This is a genomic window from Ectopseudomonas guguanensis (assembly GCF_900104265.1).
GTDB lineage: Bacteria > Pseudomonadota > Gammaproteobacteria > Pseudomonadales > Pseudomonadaceae > Aquipseudomonas > Aquipseudomonas guguanensis.
On the sequence record NZ_FNJJ01000003.1, the window covers coordinates 360,997 to 375,978 of the forward strand.

General features: G+C 65.3%; 12 protein-coding genes. 1 reads left to right on the top strand and 11 read right to left on the bottom strand.

Features of this window, described 5'->3' with window-relative positions:
* Nucleotides 1-273 precede the first annotated feature (273 nt).
* Nucleotides 274-1,035, top strand: a complete 762-nt coding sequence (gene tam / locus BLS61_RS06415; RefSeq protein WP_090428969.1) for a trans-aconitate 2-methyltransferase — start codon at nt 274-276, stop codon at nt 1,033-1,035.
* A 114-nt stretch (nt 1,036-1,149) separates the two neighbouring features.
* Here tam and nuoN read toward each other — a convergent pair whose 3' ends face one another.
* The 11 genes from nuoN to nuoC all read right to left on the bottom strand — a co-directional run bounded on the left by nuoN (nt 1,150) and on the right by nuoC (nt 14,959).
* On the bottom strand, nt 1,150-2,634 hold the full coding sequence (gene nuoN, locus BLS61_RS06420) for an NADH-quinone oxidoreductase subunit NuoN (RefSeq protein ID WP_090428972.1): 1,485 nt from the start codon (nt 2,632-2,634) through the stop codon (nt 1,150-1,152).
* Nucleotides 2,635-2,653: 19 nt separating this feature from the next.
* On the bottom strand, nt 2,654-4,183 hold the full coding sequence (gene nuoM / locus BLS61_RS06425) for an NADH-quinone oxidoreductase subunit M (protein ID WP_090428975.1): 1,530 nt from the start codon (nt 4,181-4,183) through the stop codon (nt 2,654-2,656).
* A 15-nt stretch (nt 4,184-4,198) separates the two neighbouring features.
* Complete coding sequence (nuoL, locus tag BLS61_RS06430; RefSeq protein WP_090428978.1) at nt 4,199-6,049, bottom strand: NADH-quinone oxidoreductase subunit L; 1,851 nt, start codon at nt 6,047-6,049, stop codon at nt 4,199-4,201.
* A complete protein-coding gene (nuoK, locus tag BLS61_RS06435) occupies nt 6,046-6,354 on the bottom strand; it encodes an NADH-quinone oxidoreductase subunit NuoK (protein ID WP_003460477.1) in 309 nt (102 codons plus the stop codon). The genes nuoL and nuoK overlap by 4 nt, the downstream gene beginning before the upstream one ends.
* On the bottom strand, nt 6,351-6,860 hold the full coding sequence (nuoJ, locus tag BLS61_RS06440) for an NADH-quinone oxidoreductase subunit J (RefSeq protein ID WP_090428981.1): 510 nt from the start codon (nt 6,858-6,860) through the stop codon (nt 6,351-6,353). Before nuoJ ends, nuoK begins: the two co-directional genes overlap by 4 nt.
* A gap of 160 nt (nt 6,861-7,020) precedes the next feature.
* Nucleotides 7,021-7,569, bottom strand: coding sequence for an NADH-quinone oxidoreductase subunit NuoI (gene nuoI / locus BLS61_RS06445; RefSeq protein WP_017677093.1), 549 nt, complete (start codon nt 7,567-7,569; stop codon nt 7,021-7,023).
* 11 nt (nt 7,570-7,580) lie between these two features.
* Nucleotides 7,581-8,573, bottom strand: a complete 993-nt coding sequence (gene nuoH / locus BLS61_RS06450) for an NADH-quinone oxidoreductase subunit NuoH (RefSeq protein ID WP_090428984.1) — start codon at nt 8,571-8,573, stop codon at nt 7,581-7,583.
* Nucleotides 8,570-11,278, bottom strand: a complete 2,709-nt coding sequence (nuoG, locus tag BLS61_RS06455) for an NADH-quinone oxidoreductase subunit NuoG (protein ID WP_090428987.1) — start codon at nt 11,276-11,278, stop codon at nt 8,570-8,572. Before nuoG ends, nuoH begins: the two co-directional genes overlap by 4 nt.
* Nucleotides 11,279-11,337: 59 nt before the next feature.
* Nucleotides 11,338-12,684: an NADH-quinone oxidoreductase subunit NuoF gene (gene nuoF, locus BLS61_RS06460; RefSeq protein ID WP_090428989.1), complete on the bottom strand. Its 1,347-nt coding sequence runs from the start codon at nt 12,682-12,684 to the stop codon at nt 11,338-11,340.
* Nucleotides 12,681-13,181 (bottom strand): NADH-quinone oxidoreductase subunit NuoE, encoded by a 501-nt coding sequence (gene nuoE, locus BLS61_RS06465; RefSeq protein WP_090429173.1) that lies wholly within the window; start codon nt 13,179-13,181, stop codon nt 12,681-12,683. The genes nuoF and nuoE overlap by 4 nt, the downstream gene beginning before the upstream one ends.
* Complete coding sequence (nuoC, locus tag BLS61_RS06470; RefSeq protein WP_090428991.1) at nt 13,178-14,959, bottom strand: NADH-quinone oxidoreductase subunit C/D; 1,782 nt, start codon at nt 14,957-14,959, stop codon at nt 13,178-13,180. Before nuoC ends, nuoE begins: the two co-directional genes overlap by 4 nt.
* Nucleotides 14,960-14,982 lie beyond the last annotated feature (23 nt).

Sequence of the window (14,982 nt, forward strand, 5' to 3'; positions counted from 1 at the left end):
CTTGGCAGGCATCCTCGTGTTGGTCGCTCCACTGTTCTGTTGTGGGGTCGAGGCAGCAACCCGGACAGTTCAGAGCTGGTTCTTGCATCGCAAGGGTTATGCCATTGTGGCGAATTTCCGCCAGCCTGCCTGGGGCGTTGAAAAGCATGTGATCTGGCGCACAGAGGGTGGCGGATAATCGCCATGCGCCTGTCGTGATGCAGCGGAAAATTGCCGGTGTGCCGGCCATCGCCTGTTATGCTGGGACGCACGTAAGCAGCCCAGGAGACGCCGATGAGTTGGTCCGCACAGCAGTATTCCCTGTTCGAACGTCAGCGCACCCGCCCGGTGCATGACCTGCTGGCGGCCGTGCCGCGCGGCGGCATCGAGCTGGCCGTCGACCTGGGCTGTGGCCCTGGCAATTCCACTGCCGTGCTGCAGGCACATGCACCGCAGGCGCAGGTGCTCGGTATCGACAGCAGTGAAGACATGCTGCGCGCTGCGCGTGAGCGCCTGCCGCAGGTCAGCTTTCAACTGGCCGATATCCAGCACTGGCAGGCCGAGCGCCCGCCGCAGCTGATCCTGGCCAACGCTTCGCTGCAATGGCTGGCCGATCACCCGCGGCTGTACCCGAGATTGCTCGCGCAGTTGGCGCCCGGTGGCTGGTTGGCGATCCAGACGCCGGACAACCTGCAGGAGCCGGCACACCGCCTGGCTCGCGAGGTGGCGGCAGACGGGCCCTGGGCTGCACAAATTGGCGAGGTGCGTCATGCCCAGCGGCACAGCGCGCAGGCCTATTACGACATCCTCGGCGCCCATGCCAGCGAACTGGATATCTGGCGCACCACCTATTTCCATGTGCTGGACGATGCCGCGGCGGTGGTGGAGTGGTTCAAGTCCACGGCGCTGCTGCCGTTCCTGCAGCCGCTGGATGCCGAGCAGCAGGCGGCTTTCCTCGAGCGCTATCAGACGGCGATCGCCGAGGCCTATCCGGCGCAGGCCGATGGTCGGGTGTTGCTGCCGTTTCCGCGGCTGTTTCTGGTCGCTCGGCGGTAGCGCAACAAGCTGTCGCGGCTAAAGCCCCTCCCACAAGTCACCATGAGCCTGTGTGGGAGGGGCTTTAGCCGCGACCCTTAAAAGAAAGCCCCCGCATCTGCGGGGGCTGTGCGTTTACTGCGCCAGGGCGACCAGCCCGGCGTGCTGCACCAGCTCCAGCAACGGCTGCGGGTACACGCCGATGATGAAAGCGAGCAGGGCGACAACCAGCAGCATGATGCCGCCGGCGCGCTGGCCCCAGTCGAAGGGGGCGTCGTGACGGCGCAGGTTGGGCTCGCGCATGAACAGGGTGACCATCACCCGCAGGTAGTAGAACACACCGATGGCGCTGCCCAGCACCATGGCGCCGAGCAGCCACCAGAGTTGCGCCTCGACACCGGCGGCGATCACGTAGAACTTGCCGATGAAGCCTGCGGTGAGCGGAATGCCGGCCAGCGACAGCATCATCACCGTGAGCACCGCGGTCAGATACGGGCGGCGCCAGAACAGCCCTCGGTACTCGTACAGCGCATCAGCATCGCGGCCGCTGTAGGGCGTGGACATCAGGGTGATCACGCCGAACGCGCCGAGGCTGGTCAGCACGTAGGTGGCCAGGTATACGCCGACGGCTTCCACGGCCAGGCCCTTGCTGGCGACCAACGCCACCAATAGGTAACCGAAGTGGGCGATGGAGGAGTAGCCGAGCAGACGCTTGAGGTTGTTCTGCAGCAGCGCCAGCAGGTTGCCGAACAGGATCGAGGCGATGGCGATCAGGGTCAGCAGATCGCTCAGCCAGCCGCCGGTCATGGCCGGGGAAATCTGGTAGAGGCGCAGCAGTACGGCGAACACCGCGACCTTGCTGGCGGTGGCCAGGAAGGCCGCCACCGGCGCCGGGGCGCCTTCGTAGACGTCCGGCGTCCACAGGTGGAAGGGCACCAGCGACAGCTTGAAGGCCAGGCCGATCAGCATCATGCCGATACCGATCTGCACCAGCTGACTGCTCTCGCGCGCCAGGCTGACGCCGATATCGGCGAAGGCCAGGTTGCCCGACTCGGCATACAGCAGCGCCATGCCGAACAGCAGGAAGGCGCTGCCTGCGGCCGACAGCACCATGTACTTGATGCCGGCTTCCAGCGAGCGCTTGTTGAAGAAGGCGTAGGCGATCATCCCGTAAGTGGGCACCGACAGCAGCTCCAGGCCGATGAACAGGCCGGCCAGATGCTGCGCGCTGACCAGCACCAGGCCACCGGCCGCCGACAGCAGCACCAGCAGGTACAGCTCCTCGCGGTTGCCGGGGTAGCCCTTGCCCGATGCGCCGCCCAGGTAGGCATGGATCAGGGTGATGCAGGCCAGGCTGGCGGCCAGCACCAGGGCCATGTAGTAGCAGGCGAAGTTGTCGATCAGCAGCAGCGGGGTGACCTCGATCGGCCCCGCCTCCAGAGCAGGAATGATTGACAGCAGCGCCAGGTTCAGGCCGACCACCGAGAGGATGAAGGTCAGGGCGTGATTGCGCCTGGCGGCGATGGCCAGCATCACCACCACGGCGGTGAGGCTGGTCACCAGCAGCGGCAGCAGGGCGATCAGGTGTTGCAGGGTGAATTCGACAGCGTGATGTTCCATGAGTCTCTAATCCTTACCCTTACCGGCCCGAGGCGAGTTGATCGAGGGCGCCAGCCATCCACTGCTGCACGCCATGCATGCTGGCAGCGGAGGTGTCGAGCACCGGTTGCGGGTAAACGCCAAGCAGAATCAGCAGCACGCCAAGGCCGAGCACCATGGCCAATTCGCGGGCTTTCAGCCCGGGCAGCGGCGCTTCCTGTTGCACCGGGCCGAAGTAGGCGCGGTGGATCATCGCCAGGGCGTACACCGAGCCGAGTACCAGGCCGGTGGCGGCGATCACCACGACCCAGGGTGCGCTGGGGAAGCTGCCGATCAGGATAAGGAACTCGCCGACGAAGTTGCCGGTGCCCGGCAGGCCCAGCGCGGCAGCGGCGAAGAACAGGCTGATGGCCGGCAGCCAGGGCATGCGCGCCCAGATTCCGCCCATCTGGCGCAGGTCACGGGTGTGCAGGCGCTCGTAGAGCTGGCCGCAGAGGATGAACAGCGCAGCAGCGGACAGGCCGTGGGCGACCATCTGCACCACCGCGCCCTGCAGGGCGATCTGGCTGCCCGAATAGATGGCGATCAGCACGAAGCCCATGTGCGACACGCTGGAGTAAGCCACCAGGCGCTTGATATCGGTCTGCGCGAACGACAGCAGCGCGCCGTAAATGATGGCGAACACGCCCAGCCACTGGGCGATGGGCGCGAACTCTGCCGAGGCGTTGGGGAACAGCGGCAGGGCGAAGCGCAGCAGGCCGTAGGCCGCGGTTTTCAGCAGGATGCCGGCCAGGTCCACGGAGCCGGCGGTGGGCGCCTGGGCGTGGGCATCCGGCAGCCAGGAGTGCACCGGCACCACCGGGAACTTCACCGCGAAGGCGACGAAGAAACCCAGCATCAGCAGGTATTCGGTGCCGGGCGCCAGCTCGGTCTTCAGCAGGTCGGCGTAGTTGAAGGTCAGCACGCCGGTCTGGTTGAAGTGCACGAACACCAGGGCCAGGATCGCCAGCAACATGATCAGACCGCTGGCCTGGGTGAAGATGAAGAACTTGGTGGCGGCGGTGATGCGGGTGCGCCCGTCGCTGCCGCTATGGCCCCAGAGCGCGATGAGGAAATACATCGGCACCAGCATCATTTCCCAGAAGAAGAAGAACAGGAACAGGTCGACTGCGAGGAACACGCCGACCACGCCACCGAGAATCCACATCAGGTTGAGGTGGAAGAAGCCGACGCGGTTCTGGATCTCGTTCCACGAGCACAGCACCGAGAGCACGCCGAGCAGGCCGGTAAGCACCACCATCAGCACCGACAGGCCGTCCATCGCCAGGTGGATGGTGATACCCAGGCGCGGGATCCAGTCGATGACGAACTCGTGGGCCCAGCGCGGGCCGCCGTCCGGCGCCGGCGCCAGGGTGAAGTCACCGCTGACCCACAGCCACAGGCCGAGGCCCAGCAGCAGGCCCATGGTGATCAGAGCGATCCAGCGCGGCAGGACGTGGCCGAAGCGCTCGCCTTGCCAGCACAGCAGGCCGCCGATGAAGGGAATCAGGATTAGCCAGGGCAGAATCATGACAGGCTGTTTTCCTTAACTCAGAAAGAGGATGGCGGCGAGCACCAGTACGGCGCCCCCGGCGATCGAAGCGGCGTACCAGCGCACCTGGCCGGTTTCGCTGCGCACCAGTGCGGCGTTGCCACCGCGCGCAAGCAGCGGAATCAGGCCGATGCCGAGGTCGATGGGGTCGCGGCGCAGCAGGTGGCAGAGCGCAAGGTAGGGGCGCACGAACAGCTTGTCGTAGAGCCAGTCGAAGCCCCAGGCGGCGAACCACAGGGCGCTCAGCAGGCGACCCGGCGCGCTCTGCGCCACGGCGGAGGCGACGCGGCGCCGGCCGAGGAAGAGCAGGGCGGCGATGACGATACCGCTCACGGCGATCAGCCCCGACAGCAGTTCCAGGCTGTGCTTGGCCTCGCCACCGGCATGGCCGGCGCTTTGCGGCAGCACGCCGGCCAGCGGCGGGGTGATCCAGGCGCCGATGAAGGTGGACAGCACGATGAGCACCAGCAGTGGCAGGTTGTGGGCAATGCCATGGCCGGCGTGTGCCTCGGTCTTCTGCTCGTCGTGGAAGGCGATGAAGATCAGGCGGAAGGTGTAGATCGAGGTCAGGAAGGCGCCGAGCAGGCCCGCATAGAGCAGCTCGCTGTGGCCGCTGGCGAAGGCTTCCCAGAGGATCTCGTCCTTGGAGTAGAAGCCTGCGGTCAGCAGCGGCAGGGCGGCCAGCGCCGCACCGCCGACGACGAAGCTGGCGTAGGCCAGTGGCAGCTTCTTCCACAGCCCGCCCATCCTGAAGATGTTCTGCTCGTGGTGGCAGGCGTGGATCACTGCACCGGAGGCGAGGAACAGCAGGGCCTTGAAGAAGGCGTGGGTCATCAGGTGGAAGATCGCCGCATCCCAGGCGCCGACACCCAGGGCCAGGAACATGTAGCCGATCTGGCTCATGGTGGAGTAGGCGAGGATGCGCTTGATGTCGGTCTGCACCAGCGCGGCGAAACCGGCCAGCACCAGGGTCACGGCGCCGACGATGCCGACCAGTTCGAGAATCTCCGGAGTCAGCAGGAACAGGCCGTGGGTGCGGGCGATCAGGTAGACGCCGGCGGTGACCATGGTCGCCGCGTGGATCAGCGCCGACACCGGGGTCGGGCCAGCCATCGCGTCGGCCAGCCAGGTCTGCAGCGGCAACTGGGCGGATTTACCGACCGCGCCGCCAAGCAGCATCAGCGTGGCGAGCCACAGCCAGGTATCGCCGGCCGCGTACCGCTGCGGCGCCAGCACCATCAGCTCCTGGATGTTCAGGGTGCCGAGGTTGATGAACAGCAGGAACATGCCGATCATCAGGAACACGTCGCCGACGCGGGTGACGATGAAGGCCTTGAGTGCCGCGTTACCATTGGGCACGTGCTTGTAGTAGAAGCCGATCAGCAGGTACGAGCACAGGCCCACGCCTTCCCAGCCGAAGAACAGCACCAGCAGGTTGTCGCCGAGAACCAGCAGCAACATGCTGAAGATGAACAGGTTGGTGTAGGCGAAGAAGCGCGAATAGCCTTCCTCGCCGCGCATGTACCAGCTGGCGAACAGGTGGATCAGAAAACCCACGCCGGTGACCACGCCGAGCATGGTCACCGACAGGCCATCCAGATGCAGGGTGAAGCTCGGCGCCAGGCCTTCGACGCTCATCCACTGCCACAGGGTCAGGCTGAAGGCGCCGCCGGCCGGCGGGTTGCCGAGAAAGGCGGCGATGACCCAGGCAGCGCTGGCAGCGGCCAGGCCGATGGAGCCGACCCCGATCACGGCGCTGGTGTTTTCCGAGAAGCGTCCGCGCGAGAAGGCCAGCAGCAGCCAGCCGAGCAGCGGGAAGAATAGAGTCAGGGCTAGAAGGTTCATCCGCGCATCTCGCTGGCAGCGTCGATATCCAGAGTGTTGAAGCGGCGATACAGCTGCAGCAGGATCGCCAGGCCGATGCTGGCCTCGGCGGCTGCCAGGGTGATCACCAGAATGAACATCACCTGGCCGTCAGCCGCGCCCCAACGGGCGCCGGCGACGACGAAGGCCAGTGCAGCGGCGTTCATCATCACTTCCAGGCTCATCAGGATGAACAGGATGTTGCGCCGCACCATCAGGCCCACCAGGCCGATGCAGAACAGCACGCCGGCCAGGGCCAGGCCGTGTTCGAGTGGGATTCCAGTCATGCGGTGGGCTCCTTGGCGTCGTGGCGGCCCAGGTGGTAGGCGGCGACCAGTGCGGCGAGCAACAGCATGGAGGCCAGCTCCACCGCCAGCAGATAGGGGCCGAACAGGCTGATGCCGACGGCCTTGGCTTCCACTGTGGTGTGGCCGATATGGGCGTCGCTGACGTGGTTCAGCAGCACATAGAGCAACTGGCCGAGCAGCAAGGCGCTGAGAATCGCCGGGCCGACCCATATACCTGGCGTCAGCCACTTGCGCTCCTGCTCGGCGGCAGCCGGGCCGAGGTTGAGCATCATCACCACGAAGACGAACAGCACCATGATGGCGCCGGCGTAGACGATGATTTCCAGCGCGCCGGCAAAGGGCGCACCGAGGGCGAAGAACACCATCGACACCGCCAGCAGCGAGACGATGAGGTAGAGCAGGGCATGCACCGGGTTGGTGTTGGTGACCACCCCAACCGTCGATGCCACCGCCACACCGGCGGCGAAGTAGAACGCGAATTCCATCAGAAGCTCCTCACTCCGCTCGCCTCACGAGAAGCAGCGGCATATCTCGGGATATGACGCCAAAGCCGTAGGAGCGAGCTCTGCTCGCGAAGCGTTTGGCGTTGTCTGCGTTCGCGAGCAGAGCTCGCTCCTACAGGGCGGGAAAACCCATGACCCTGGCTCATGGCAGCAGACCCTTGACGTTGATCGGCTCGGCCTCGTTCTGCGCGGCGCCCTTGGGCTTGCCGGCGATGGCCATACCGGCAACGCGGTAGAAGTTGTAGTCCGGGTTCTTGCCGGGGCCGCTGATCAGCAGGTCTTCCTTCTCGTACACCAGATCCTGACGCTTGAACTCGCCCATCTCGAAATCGGGGGTGAGCTGGATCGCGGTGGTCGGGCAGGCTTCCTCGCACAGGCCGCAGAAGATGCAGCGCGAGAAGTTGATGCGGAAGAACTCCGGGTACCAGCGCCCGTCGTCTGTCTCGGCCTTCTGCAGCGAGATGCAGCCCACCGGGCAGGCCACGGCGCACAGGTTGCAGGCCACGCAGCGTTCTTCGCCGTCGGGGTCGCGGGTCAGGACGATGCGGCCACGGTAACGCGGCGGCAGGTACACCGGCTCTTCCGGGTATTGCAGGGTGTCGCGCTTGCGAAAGCCATGGCTGAACACCATGACCAGGCTGCGCAGTTGGGTGCCGGTACCGACCAGCACGTCCCAGATGTACTTGAACATTGCTTTTCTCCTTACTGGGCCGTGGCCAGCACGACGGCGCCGGTCACCAGCAGGTTGATCAGGGTCAGCGGCAGGCAGAACTTCCAGCTGAAAGCCATGACCTGGTCATAGCGCGGGCGTGGGATCGACGCGCGCAGCAGGATGAAGATCATGATGAAGAAGGCCGTTTTCAGCGCGAACCAGAAGAACGGAATCTGCGGCAGGAGGCCGAACGGGCCATGCCAGCCACCGAAGAACAGGGTTACCAGCAAGGCCGACACGGTGACGATGGCCACGTATTCGCCAACGAAGAACATGCCCCATTTCATCCCGGCGTATTCGATGTGGTAACCGTCGGCCAGCTCCTGCTCGGCTTCCGGCTGGTCGAAGGGGTGACGGTGGGTCACGGCCACCGCTGCGATGAAGAAGGTACAGAAGCCGAAGAACTGCGGAATGATGAACCACAGGTTCTGCGCCTGGTAGTCGACGATGTCGCGCATGTTGAACGAGCCGACCTGCGCCACTACGCCCATCAGCGCCAGGGCCAGGAACACCTCGTAGGAGATGGTCTGGGCCGAGGCACGCAGGCTGCCGAGCAGGGCGAACTTGTTGTTGCTCGACCAGCCGGCGAACAGCACCGCGTAGACCGACAAACCTGCCATGGCGAAGAAGAACAGGATGCCGATGTTCAGATCCGCCACGCCCCAGGTCGGGGTGATGGGGATGATGGCGAAGGCCATCAGCATGGCCGAGAAGGCGATCATCGGTGCCAGGATGAAGATGAACCTGTCGGCGAACGGCGGCGTCCAGTCCTCCTTGAAGAACATCTTGATCATGTCGGCGGCGATCTGGAACATGCCGAACGGCCCCACGCGGTTGGGGCCGTAACGATCCTGCCACCAGCCGAGCAGACGGCGCTCGATGAAGCTCAGCAGCGCGCCGCAGACCACTACCACCAGCAGGATGACGATGGCCTTGAGTACCGCGATGACGATCTCTATCAGTTCGGGCGTCAACCAGCTCATTGCGCGGCCTCCTGCAGCAGGGTCACGCTGGCACCGGCGATGACCGCCGGAATCCCAGGCAGGCCAAGCGGCAAGCCGACCAGACCGATGGCCAGGTCATCGCGCACCTTGAGCGGCAGGCGCAGGGCCTGGCCGTTGACGCGCAGGGCCAGCAGCGCGCCGTCGTTCACCCCAAGGCGAGCCGCTTCATCGCGTGCCAGGGCCACGTACGGCTCAGGCATGCGCTCCTGAATCGGTTTGGCGCGTGCGGAGTTTTCCTCGCTGCCGAACAGGTGGTGCAGCGGCGCCACCTGCCAGGTGCCGGCTGCCGGATTGAAGGCGGCGTTGACGGCGAACCAGGGCAGGGCATTGCCGGCAGCTTCCAGTAGGCGTACGCCGGGGTCGCCGGCGCGAAGATGACCACCGACCTCGTCCTGGAACTTGTTCCAGGCCTGTGGCGAGTTCCAGCCCGGCGACCAGGCGAACGGAATCTGCTGCCGGGCTTCCTTGCTGCCGGCGTAGCCTTCCATGGAGAAGGCGAAAGCGGTGTCCTGATCCTGCGGCTGACGCGGCTCATGCACGCTGATATTGGCGCGCATGGCGGTGCGGCCGCTGTAGCGGTGCGGCTCGCGGGCGAGCTTGAGCCCCTTGATGCGGAACGAGGCGCTCGGCGCGGCATCCTTGATCCCGGCCAACAGCGGGTTGCTGGCGGCGCAGGCTGCGGTGACCTGGTCCAGTTGCGTCCAGTCCACGGCCTTGCCTTGCAGGGTGCTGTGCAGCGCGTGCAGCCAGCGCCAGCCTTCGCGGATCAGAATGCCCGCGTCGTAGTAGCTCGGCTCATAGACCTGGAAGAAGCGCTGGGCGCGACCTTCCAGGCTGACCAGGGTGCCGTCACCTTCGGCGAAGCTCGCCACCGGCAGCAGCAGGTGGGCGCGTTCGCCGGTGGCGGTGCGCTGGTGATCGGCGACGATCAGCGTCTGTGCGGCGCCGAGCGCTGCATCGACCTTGGCCGCATCGGCGCGGCGGTACAGGTCGTTCTCCAGCACGATCACGGCATCGGCCTGGCCGTTGCTCAGAGCATCGAGTGCGGCATCGACGGACTCACCGCCCAGCAGTGCCAGGCCCAGGCTGTTGGCTTCGGGCACCACCAGGCTCAGCGAGCCATTCTTCTCACGGTTCTTCAGTGCGCTGGCGATATTGGCGGCGGCTTCGATCAGGGACTTGTCGCCCAGCGAGGCGCCGGAAACGATCAGCGGGCGTTGGGCTGCCAGCAGGGCGTCGGCGATGCGCTGCACCAGTTCGCCGGCTTCGGCGTCCAGACCGTCGACGGCCGGTGCGCTCGGGTCGATGGCATGAGCCACGGCGAAACCGATACGGGCCAGGTCGGCCGGCGCGGCGTGTACGCACTGCTCGGCGATATCGTCGAGGCGGGTTTCAGCGACGCTGGCGATGAATAGCGGGTGCAGGGCGTGCTGGGCGACGTTCTGCACCGCCGCCATGTGCCAGTCCTGAATGCGCGCACCGGCAGCGATCTCGGTGGCCTTGCCCTTGACCGCCTGGCGCAGGGCCAGGGCCAGGCGTGCGGCGGTCTGGGTCAGGTCTTCGCCGAGGACGAAGATGGCGTCGTGCAGCTCGACATCGCGCAGGGTCGGGGTCGGCAGCGGGCCGTTTTGCAGGATGTCGCGGATCAGGCGGATATTGGCCAGTTCGCTGGCGGCGATGCCGCTGTAGAAGTTGGTGGTGCCCACCAGTTCGCGCAGGGCGAAGTTGGATTCCAGGCTGGCGCGCGGCGAGCCGATACCGATCACGCGCTTGCCCTTGAGCAGCTCGGCGGCCTTGTCCAGCGCGGCATCGATGCCGATAGCCTGGCCGGCCAGCAACGGCTGACGCGGGCGATCCTCGCGATTGACGTAGCCATAGCCGAAGCGGCCACGGTCACAGAGGAAGTACTGGTTCACCGAGCCGTTGAAGCGGTTCTCGATGCGACGCAGCTCGCCATAGCGCTCACCGGGGCTGATGTTGCAGCCGCTGGAACAGCCATGGCAGATGCTCGGGGCGAACTGCATGTCCCACTTGCGGTTGTAGCGCTCGGAGTGGGTCTTGTCGGTGAAAACGCCGGTGGGGCAGACCTCCACCAGGTTGCCGGAGAACTCGCTTTCCAGCGTGCCGTCCTCGACGCGGCCGAAGTACACGTTGTCGTGCGCGCCGTAGACGCCGAGGTCGGTGCCGCCAGCGTAGTCCTTGTAGTAGCGCACGCAGCGGTAGCAGGCGATGCAGCGGTTCATCTCGTGGGCGATGAAGGGGCCGAGCTCCTGGTTTTGATGAGTGCGCTTGGTAAAGCGGTAGCGACGGGCATTGTGCCCGGTCATCACCGTCATGTCCTGCAGGTGGCAGTGGCCACCTTCCTCGCACACCGGGCAATCGTGCGGGTGGTTGGTCATCAGCCATTCGACGACGCTGGCGCGGAACGCCTTGGATTCCTCGTCGTCGATGCTGATCCAGGTGTTGTCGGTGGCTGGCGTCATGCAGGACATGACGATACGACCACGGGTGTCGTTCTCGTCGTTGTACTGCTTGACCGCGCACTGGCGGCAGGCGCCGACGCTGCCTAGCGCCGGGTGCCAGCAGAAGTAGGGGATATCGAGTCCGAGGGACAGGCAGGCCTGCAGGAGGTTGTCTGCACCATCGACTTCGAAATCTTTGCCGTCTACGTGGATAGTGGCCATTTCTTTGAGTCTTCGTTTACCCGCTTCATAAAAGCGGCTGGCTAAGGGAATTCGTCTGTTCAGCTCGCACTTGCCGGCATGCGGGGCGTGGTCGCCACCTTGGCCACACCAGCCTCGAACTCTTCACGGAAATACTTGATCGCGCTGCCCAGCGGCTCCACGGCACCTGGCGCGTGAGCGCAGAAGGTCTTGCCCGGGCCGAGGAAGTTGACCAGGCCGAGCAGGGTGGCGATGTCCTCGCGGGTGCCTTCGCCACGCTCCAGGGCGCGGAGAATCTTCACGCTCCAGGGCAGGCCGTCGCGGCACGGCGTACACCAGCCGCAGGACTCGCGGGCGAAGAACTCTTCCATGTTGCGCAGCAGGGAAACCATGTTGATCGAGTCGTCCACCGCCAGCGCCAGGCCGGTGCCCATGCGCGTGCCGACCTTGGCGATGCCGCCGGCGTACATCTGCGCCTCGAGGTGCTCAGGCAGCAGGAAGCCGGTACCGGCGCCGCCGGGCTGCCAGCACTTGAGCTGGTAGCCATCACGCATGCCGCCGGCATAGTCCTCGAACAGTTCGCGGGCGGTGATGCCGAACGGCAGCTCCCACAGGCCGGGGTTCTTCACCTTGCCGGAGAAGCCCATCAGCTTGGTGCCATGGTCTTCGCTGCCGGGGCGGGCGAGGCCCTTGTACCAGTCCACGCCCTGGCCGACGATGGCCGGCACGTTGCACAGCGTCTCGACGTTGTTGACGCAGGTCGGCTTGCCCCACACGCCGACGGCAGCCGGGAAGGGGGGCTTGGCGCGCGGGTTGGCGCGGCGGCCTTCCAGCGAATTGATCAGCGCGGTTTCCTCGCCGCAGATGTAGCGGCCGGCGCCGGTGTGCACGAACAGCTCGAAATCGAAGCCGCTTCCGAAGATGTTCTTGCCCAGGAGGCCTGCGGCCTTGGCTTCCTCGATGGCGCGGTTGAGGTTGGCCGCGGCGTCTACGTATTCGCCGCGCAGGAAGATGTAACCGCGGTAGGCCTTGAGCGCGCGCGCGGAGATCAGCATGCCTTCCACCAGCAGGTGCGGCAGCTGTTCCATCAGCATGCGGTCTTTCCAGGTGTTGGGTTCCATTTCGTCCGCATTGCACAGCAGGTAGCGGATGTTCATGGATTCGTCGGCCGGCATCAGGCCCCACTTCACACCCGTGGGGAAGCCTGCGCCGCCACGGCCCTTGAGGCCGGATTCCTTGACGGTCTGCACGATGTCGGCCTGGGCCATCTCGGTCAGTGCCTTGCGTGCGGCAGCATAACCGTTCTTCTGCTGGTATTCCTGCAGCCATACCGGCTGGGCGTCGTCACGCAGGCGCCAGGTCAGCGGGTGGGTTTCTTCGCTGCGGGCGATGCGGTTGGCCGGGCCGATGGAGGTCAGGGTTTTCATTGGTAGGCCTCCAGCAGCTTGGCGACGCCGCCCGGTTGAACATCGCCGAAGGTGTCGTCGTCGATCATCACCGCCGGCGCCTTGTCGCAGTTGCCCAGGCAGCACACCGGCAGCAGGGTGAAGCGCTGGTCGGCGGTGGTCTGGCCGAGGCCAATGCCGAGCTGCTTCTGCATCTCACTGACCACCGACTCATGGCCGCCGATGTAGCAGGTCATGCTGTCGCACACGCGAATCACGTGGCGGCCCACAGGCTGGCGGAAGATCTGGCTATAGAAGGTGGCCACGCCCTCGACGTCGCTGGCCGGGATGCCGAGGACTTCGCCGATGGCGTCGGCGGCACCGTCCGGCACCCAGCCGCGTTCTTTCTGGACGATCTTCAGCGCCTCGATGCTGGCGGCGCGCGGGTCTTCGTAGTGATGCATCTCGTGCTCGATGGCCGAGCGCTCGCTTTCGCTGAGGGTGAAACGGTCGGTCTGAATTAGCGTGCTCATGATCAGCGGTCCACGTCGGCCATGACGAAGTCGATACTGCCCAGGTAGGCGATCAGATCCGCCACCATGCTGCCGCGGATCACCGAGGGGATCTGTTGCAGGTGGGCGAAGCTGGGGGTGCGAATCCGGGTGCGGTAGCTCATGGTGCTGCCGTCGCTCGTCAGGTAATAACTGTTGATGCCCTTGGTCGCCTCGATCATCTGGAAGGCTTCGTTGGCCGGCATGACCGGGCCCCAGGAAACCTGCAGGAAGTGGGTGATCAGGGTTTCGATGTGCTGCAGCGTGCGCTCTTTCGGCGGCGGCGTGGTCAGCGGGTGATCCGCCTTGTACGGGCCTTCCGGCATGTTCTTCAGGCACTGATCGATGATGCGGATGCTCTGGCGCATCTCTTCCACGCGCACCATGCAGCGGTCGTAGGCGTCGCCATTGGCCGCCAGCGGCACCTCGAACTCGAAGTGCTCGTAGCCGGAGTAGGGGCGCGCCTTGCGCAGGTCGAAGTCGCAACCGGTGGCGCGCAAGCCGGCGCCGGTGGTGCCCCATTCCAGCGCTTCCTTGGTGTTGTACTGCGCCACGCCGATGGTACGGGCCCTGAGGATGCTGTTCTTCAGCGCGGCCTTCTCGTATTCGTCGAGGCGCTTGGGCAGCCAGTCGACGAACTCCTTGACCAGCTTGTCCCAGCCGCGCGGCAGGTCATGGGCGACGCCGCCGATGCGGTACCAGGCCGGGTGCAGGCGAAAGCCCGTGATGGCCTCGATCACCTTGTAGGCGCGCTGGCGGTCGGTGAAGGTGAAGAACACCGGGGTCATGGCGCCGACGTCCTGGATGTAGGTACCGAGGAACAGCAGGTGACTGGTGATGCGGAAGAACTCGGCGAGCATCACGCGGATGAAGTCGACACGGGCCGGCACCTTGATACCGGCGAGTTTCTCCACCGAGAGCACGTAGGGCAGGTTGTTCATCACCCCGCCGAGGTAGTCGATGCGGTCGGTGTAGGGAATGAAGCTGTGCCAGCTCTGGCGTTCGGCCATCTTCTCGGCACCACGGTGGTGGTAGCCGATCTCCGGCACGCAGTCGACGATCTCTTCGCCGTCGAGCTGCAGGATGATACGGAACGCGCCGTGTGCGGAAGGGTGGTTGGGGCCGAGGTTGAGGAACATGTAGTCCTCGTGCTCACCGCCGCGTTTCATGCCCCAGTCTTCGGGGCGGAAGCGCGCGGCTTCTTCTTCCAGCTGCTGTTTGGCCAGGGTCAGGCTGAACGGATCGAATTCGGTGGCGCGCGCCGGGTAGTCCTTGCGCAGCGGGTGACCTTCCCAGGTCGGCGGCATCATGATGCGGCTCAGGTGCGGGTGGCCGGTGAAGGTGATGCCGTACAGATCCCAGACTTCGCGCTCGTACCAGTTGGCGTTTGGCCAGATGCCGGTGGCGGTGGGCAGGTTGAGGTCGCGCTCGCTCAAGGCGACCTTGATCATCACGTCACTGTTACGCTCGAGCGACATCAGGTGATAGAACACCGTGAAGTCGGCGTCCGGCAGGCCGCGACGTTGGGTGCGCAGGCGCTCGTCGACGCCGTGCAGGTCATAGAGCATCACGTAGGGGCGCGGCAGGCTGCGCAGGCAGGTGAGCACTTCGATGAGGCGCTCACGGGCGACCCAGAGAACCGGCATGCCGGTGCGGGTCGCCTGCAGGGTAAAACTGTCTTCGCCAAAGCGGGCTTGAAGTTCGGCGACGACGTCCTGGTCGTCAGCCTTGTAAGGCGGTATGGACACAACGGTGTCTTGAGTCATGGTCTCGGTCGCTGTCGATCAAC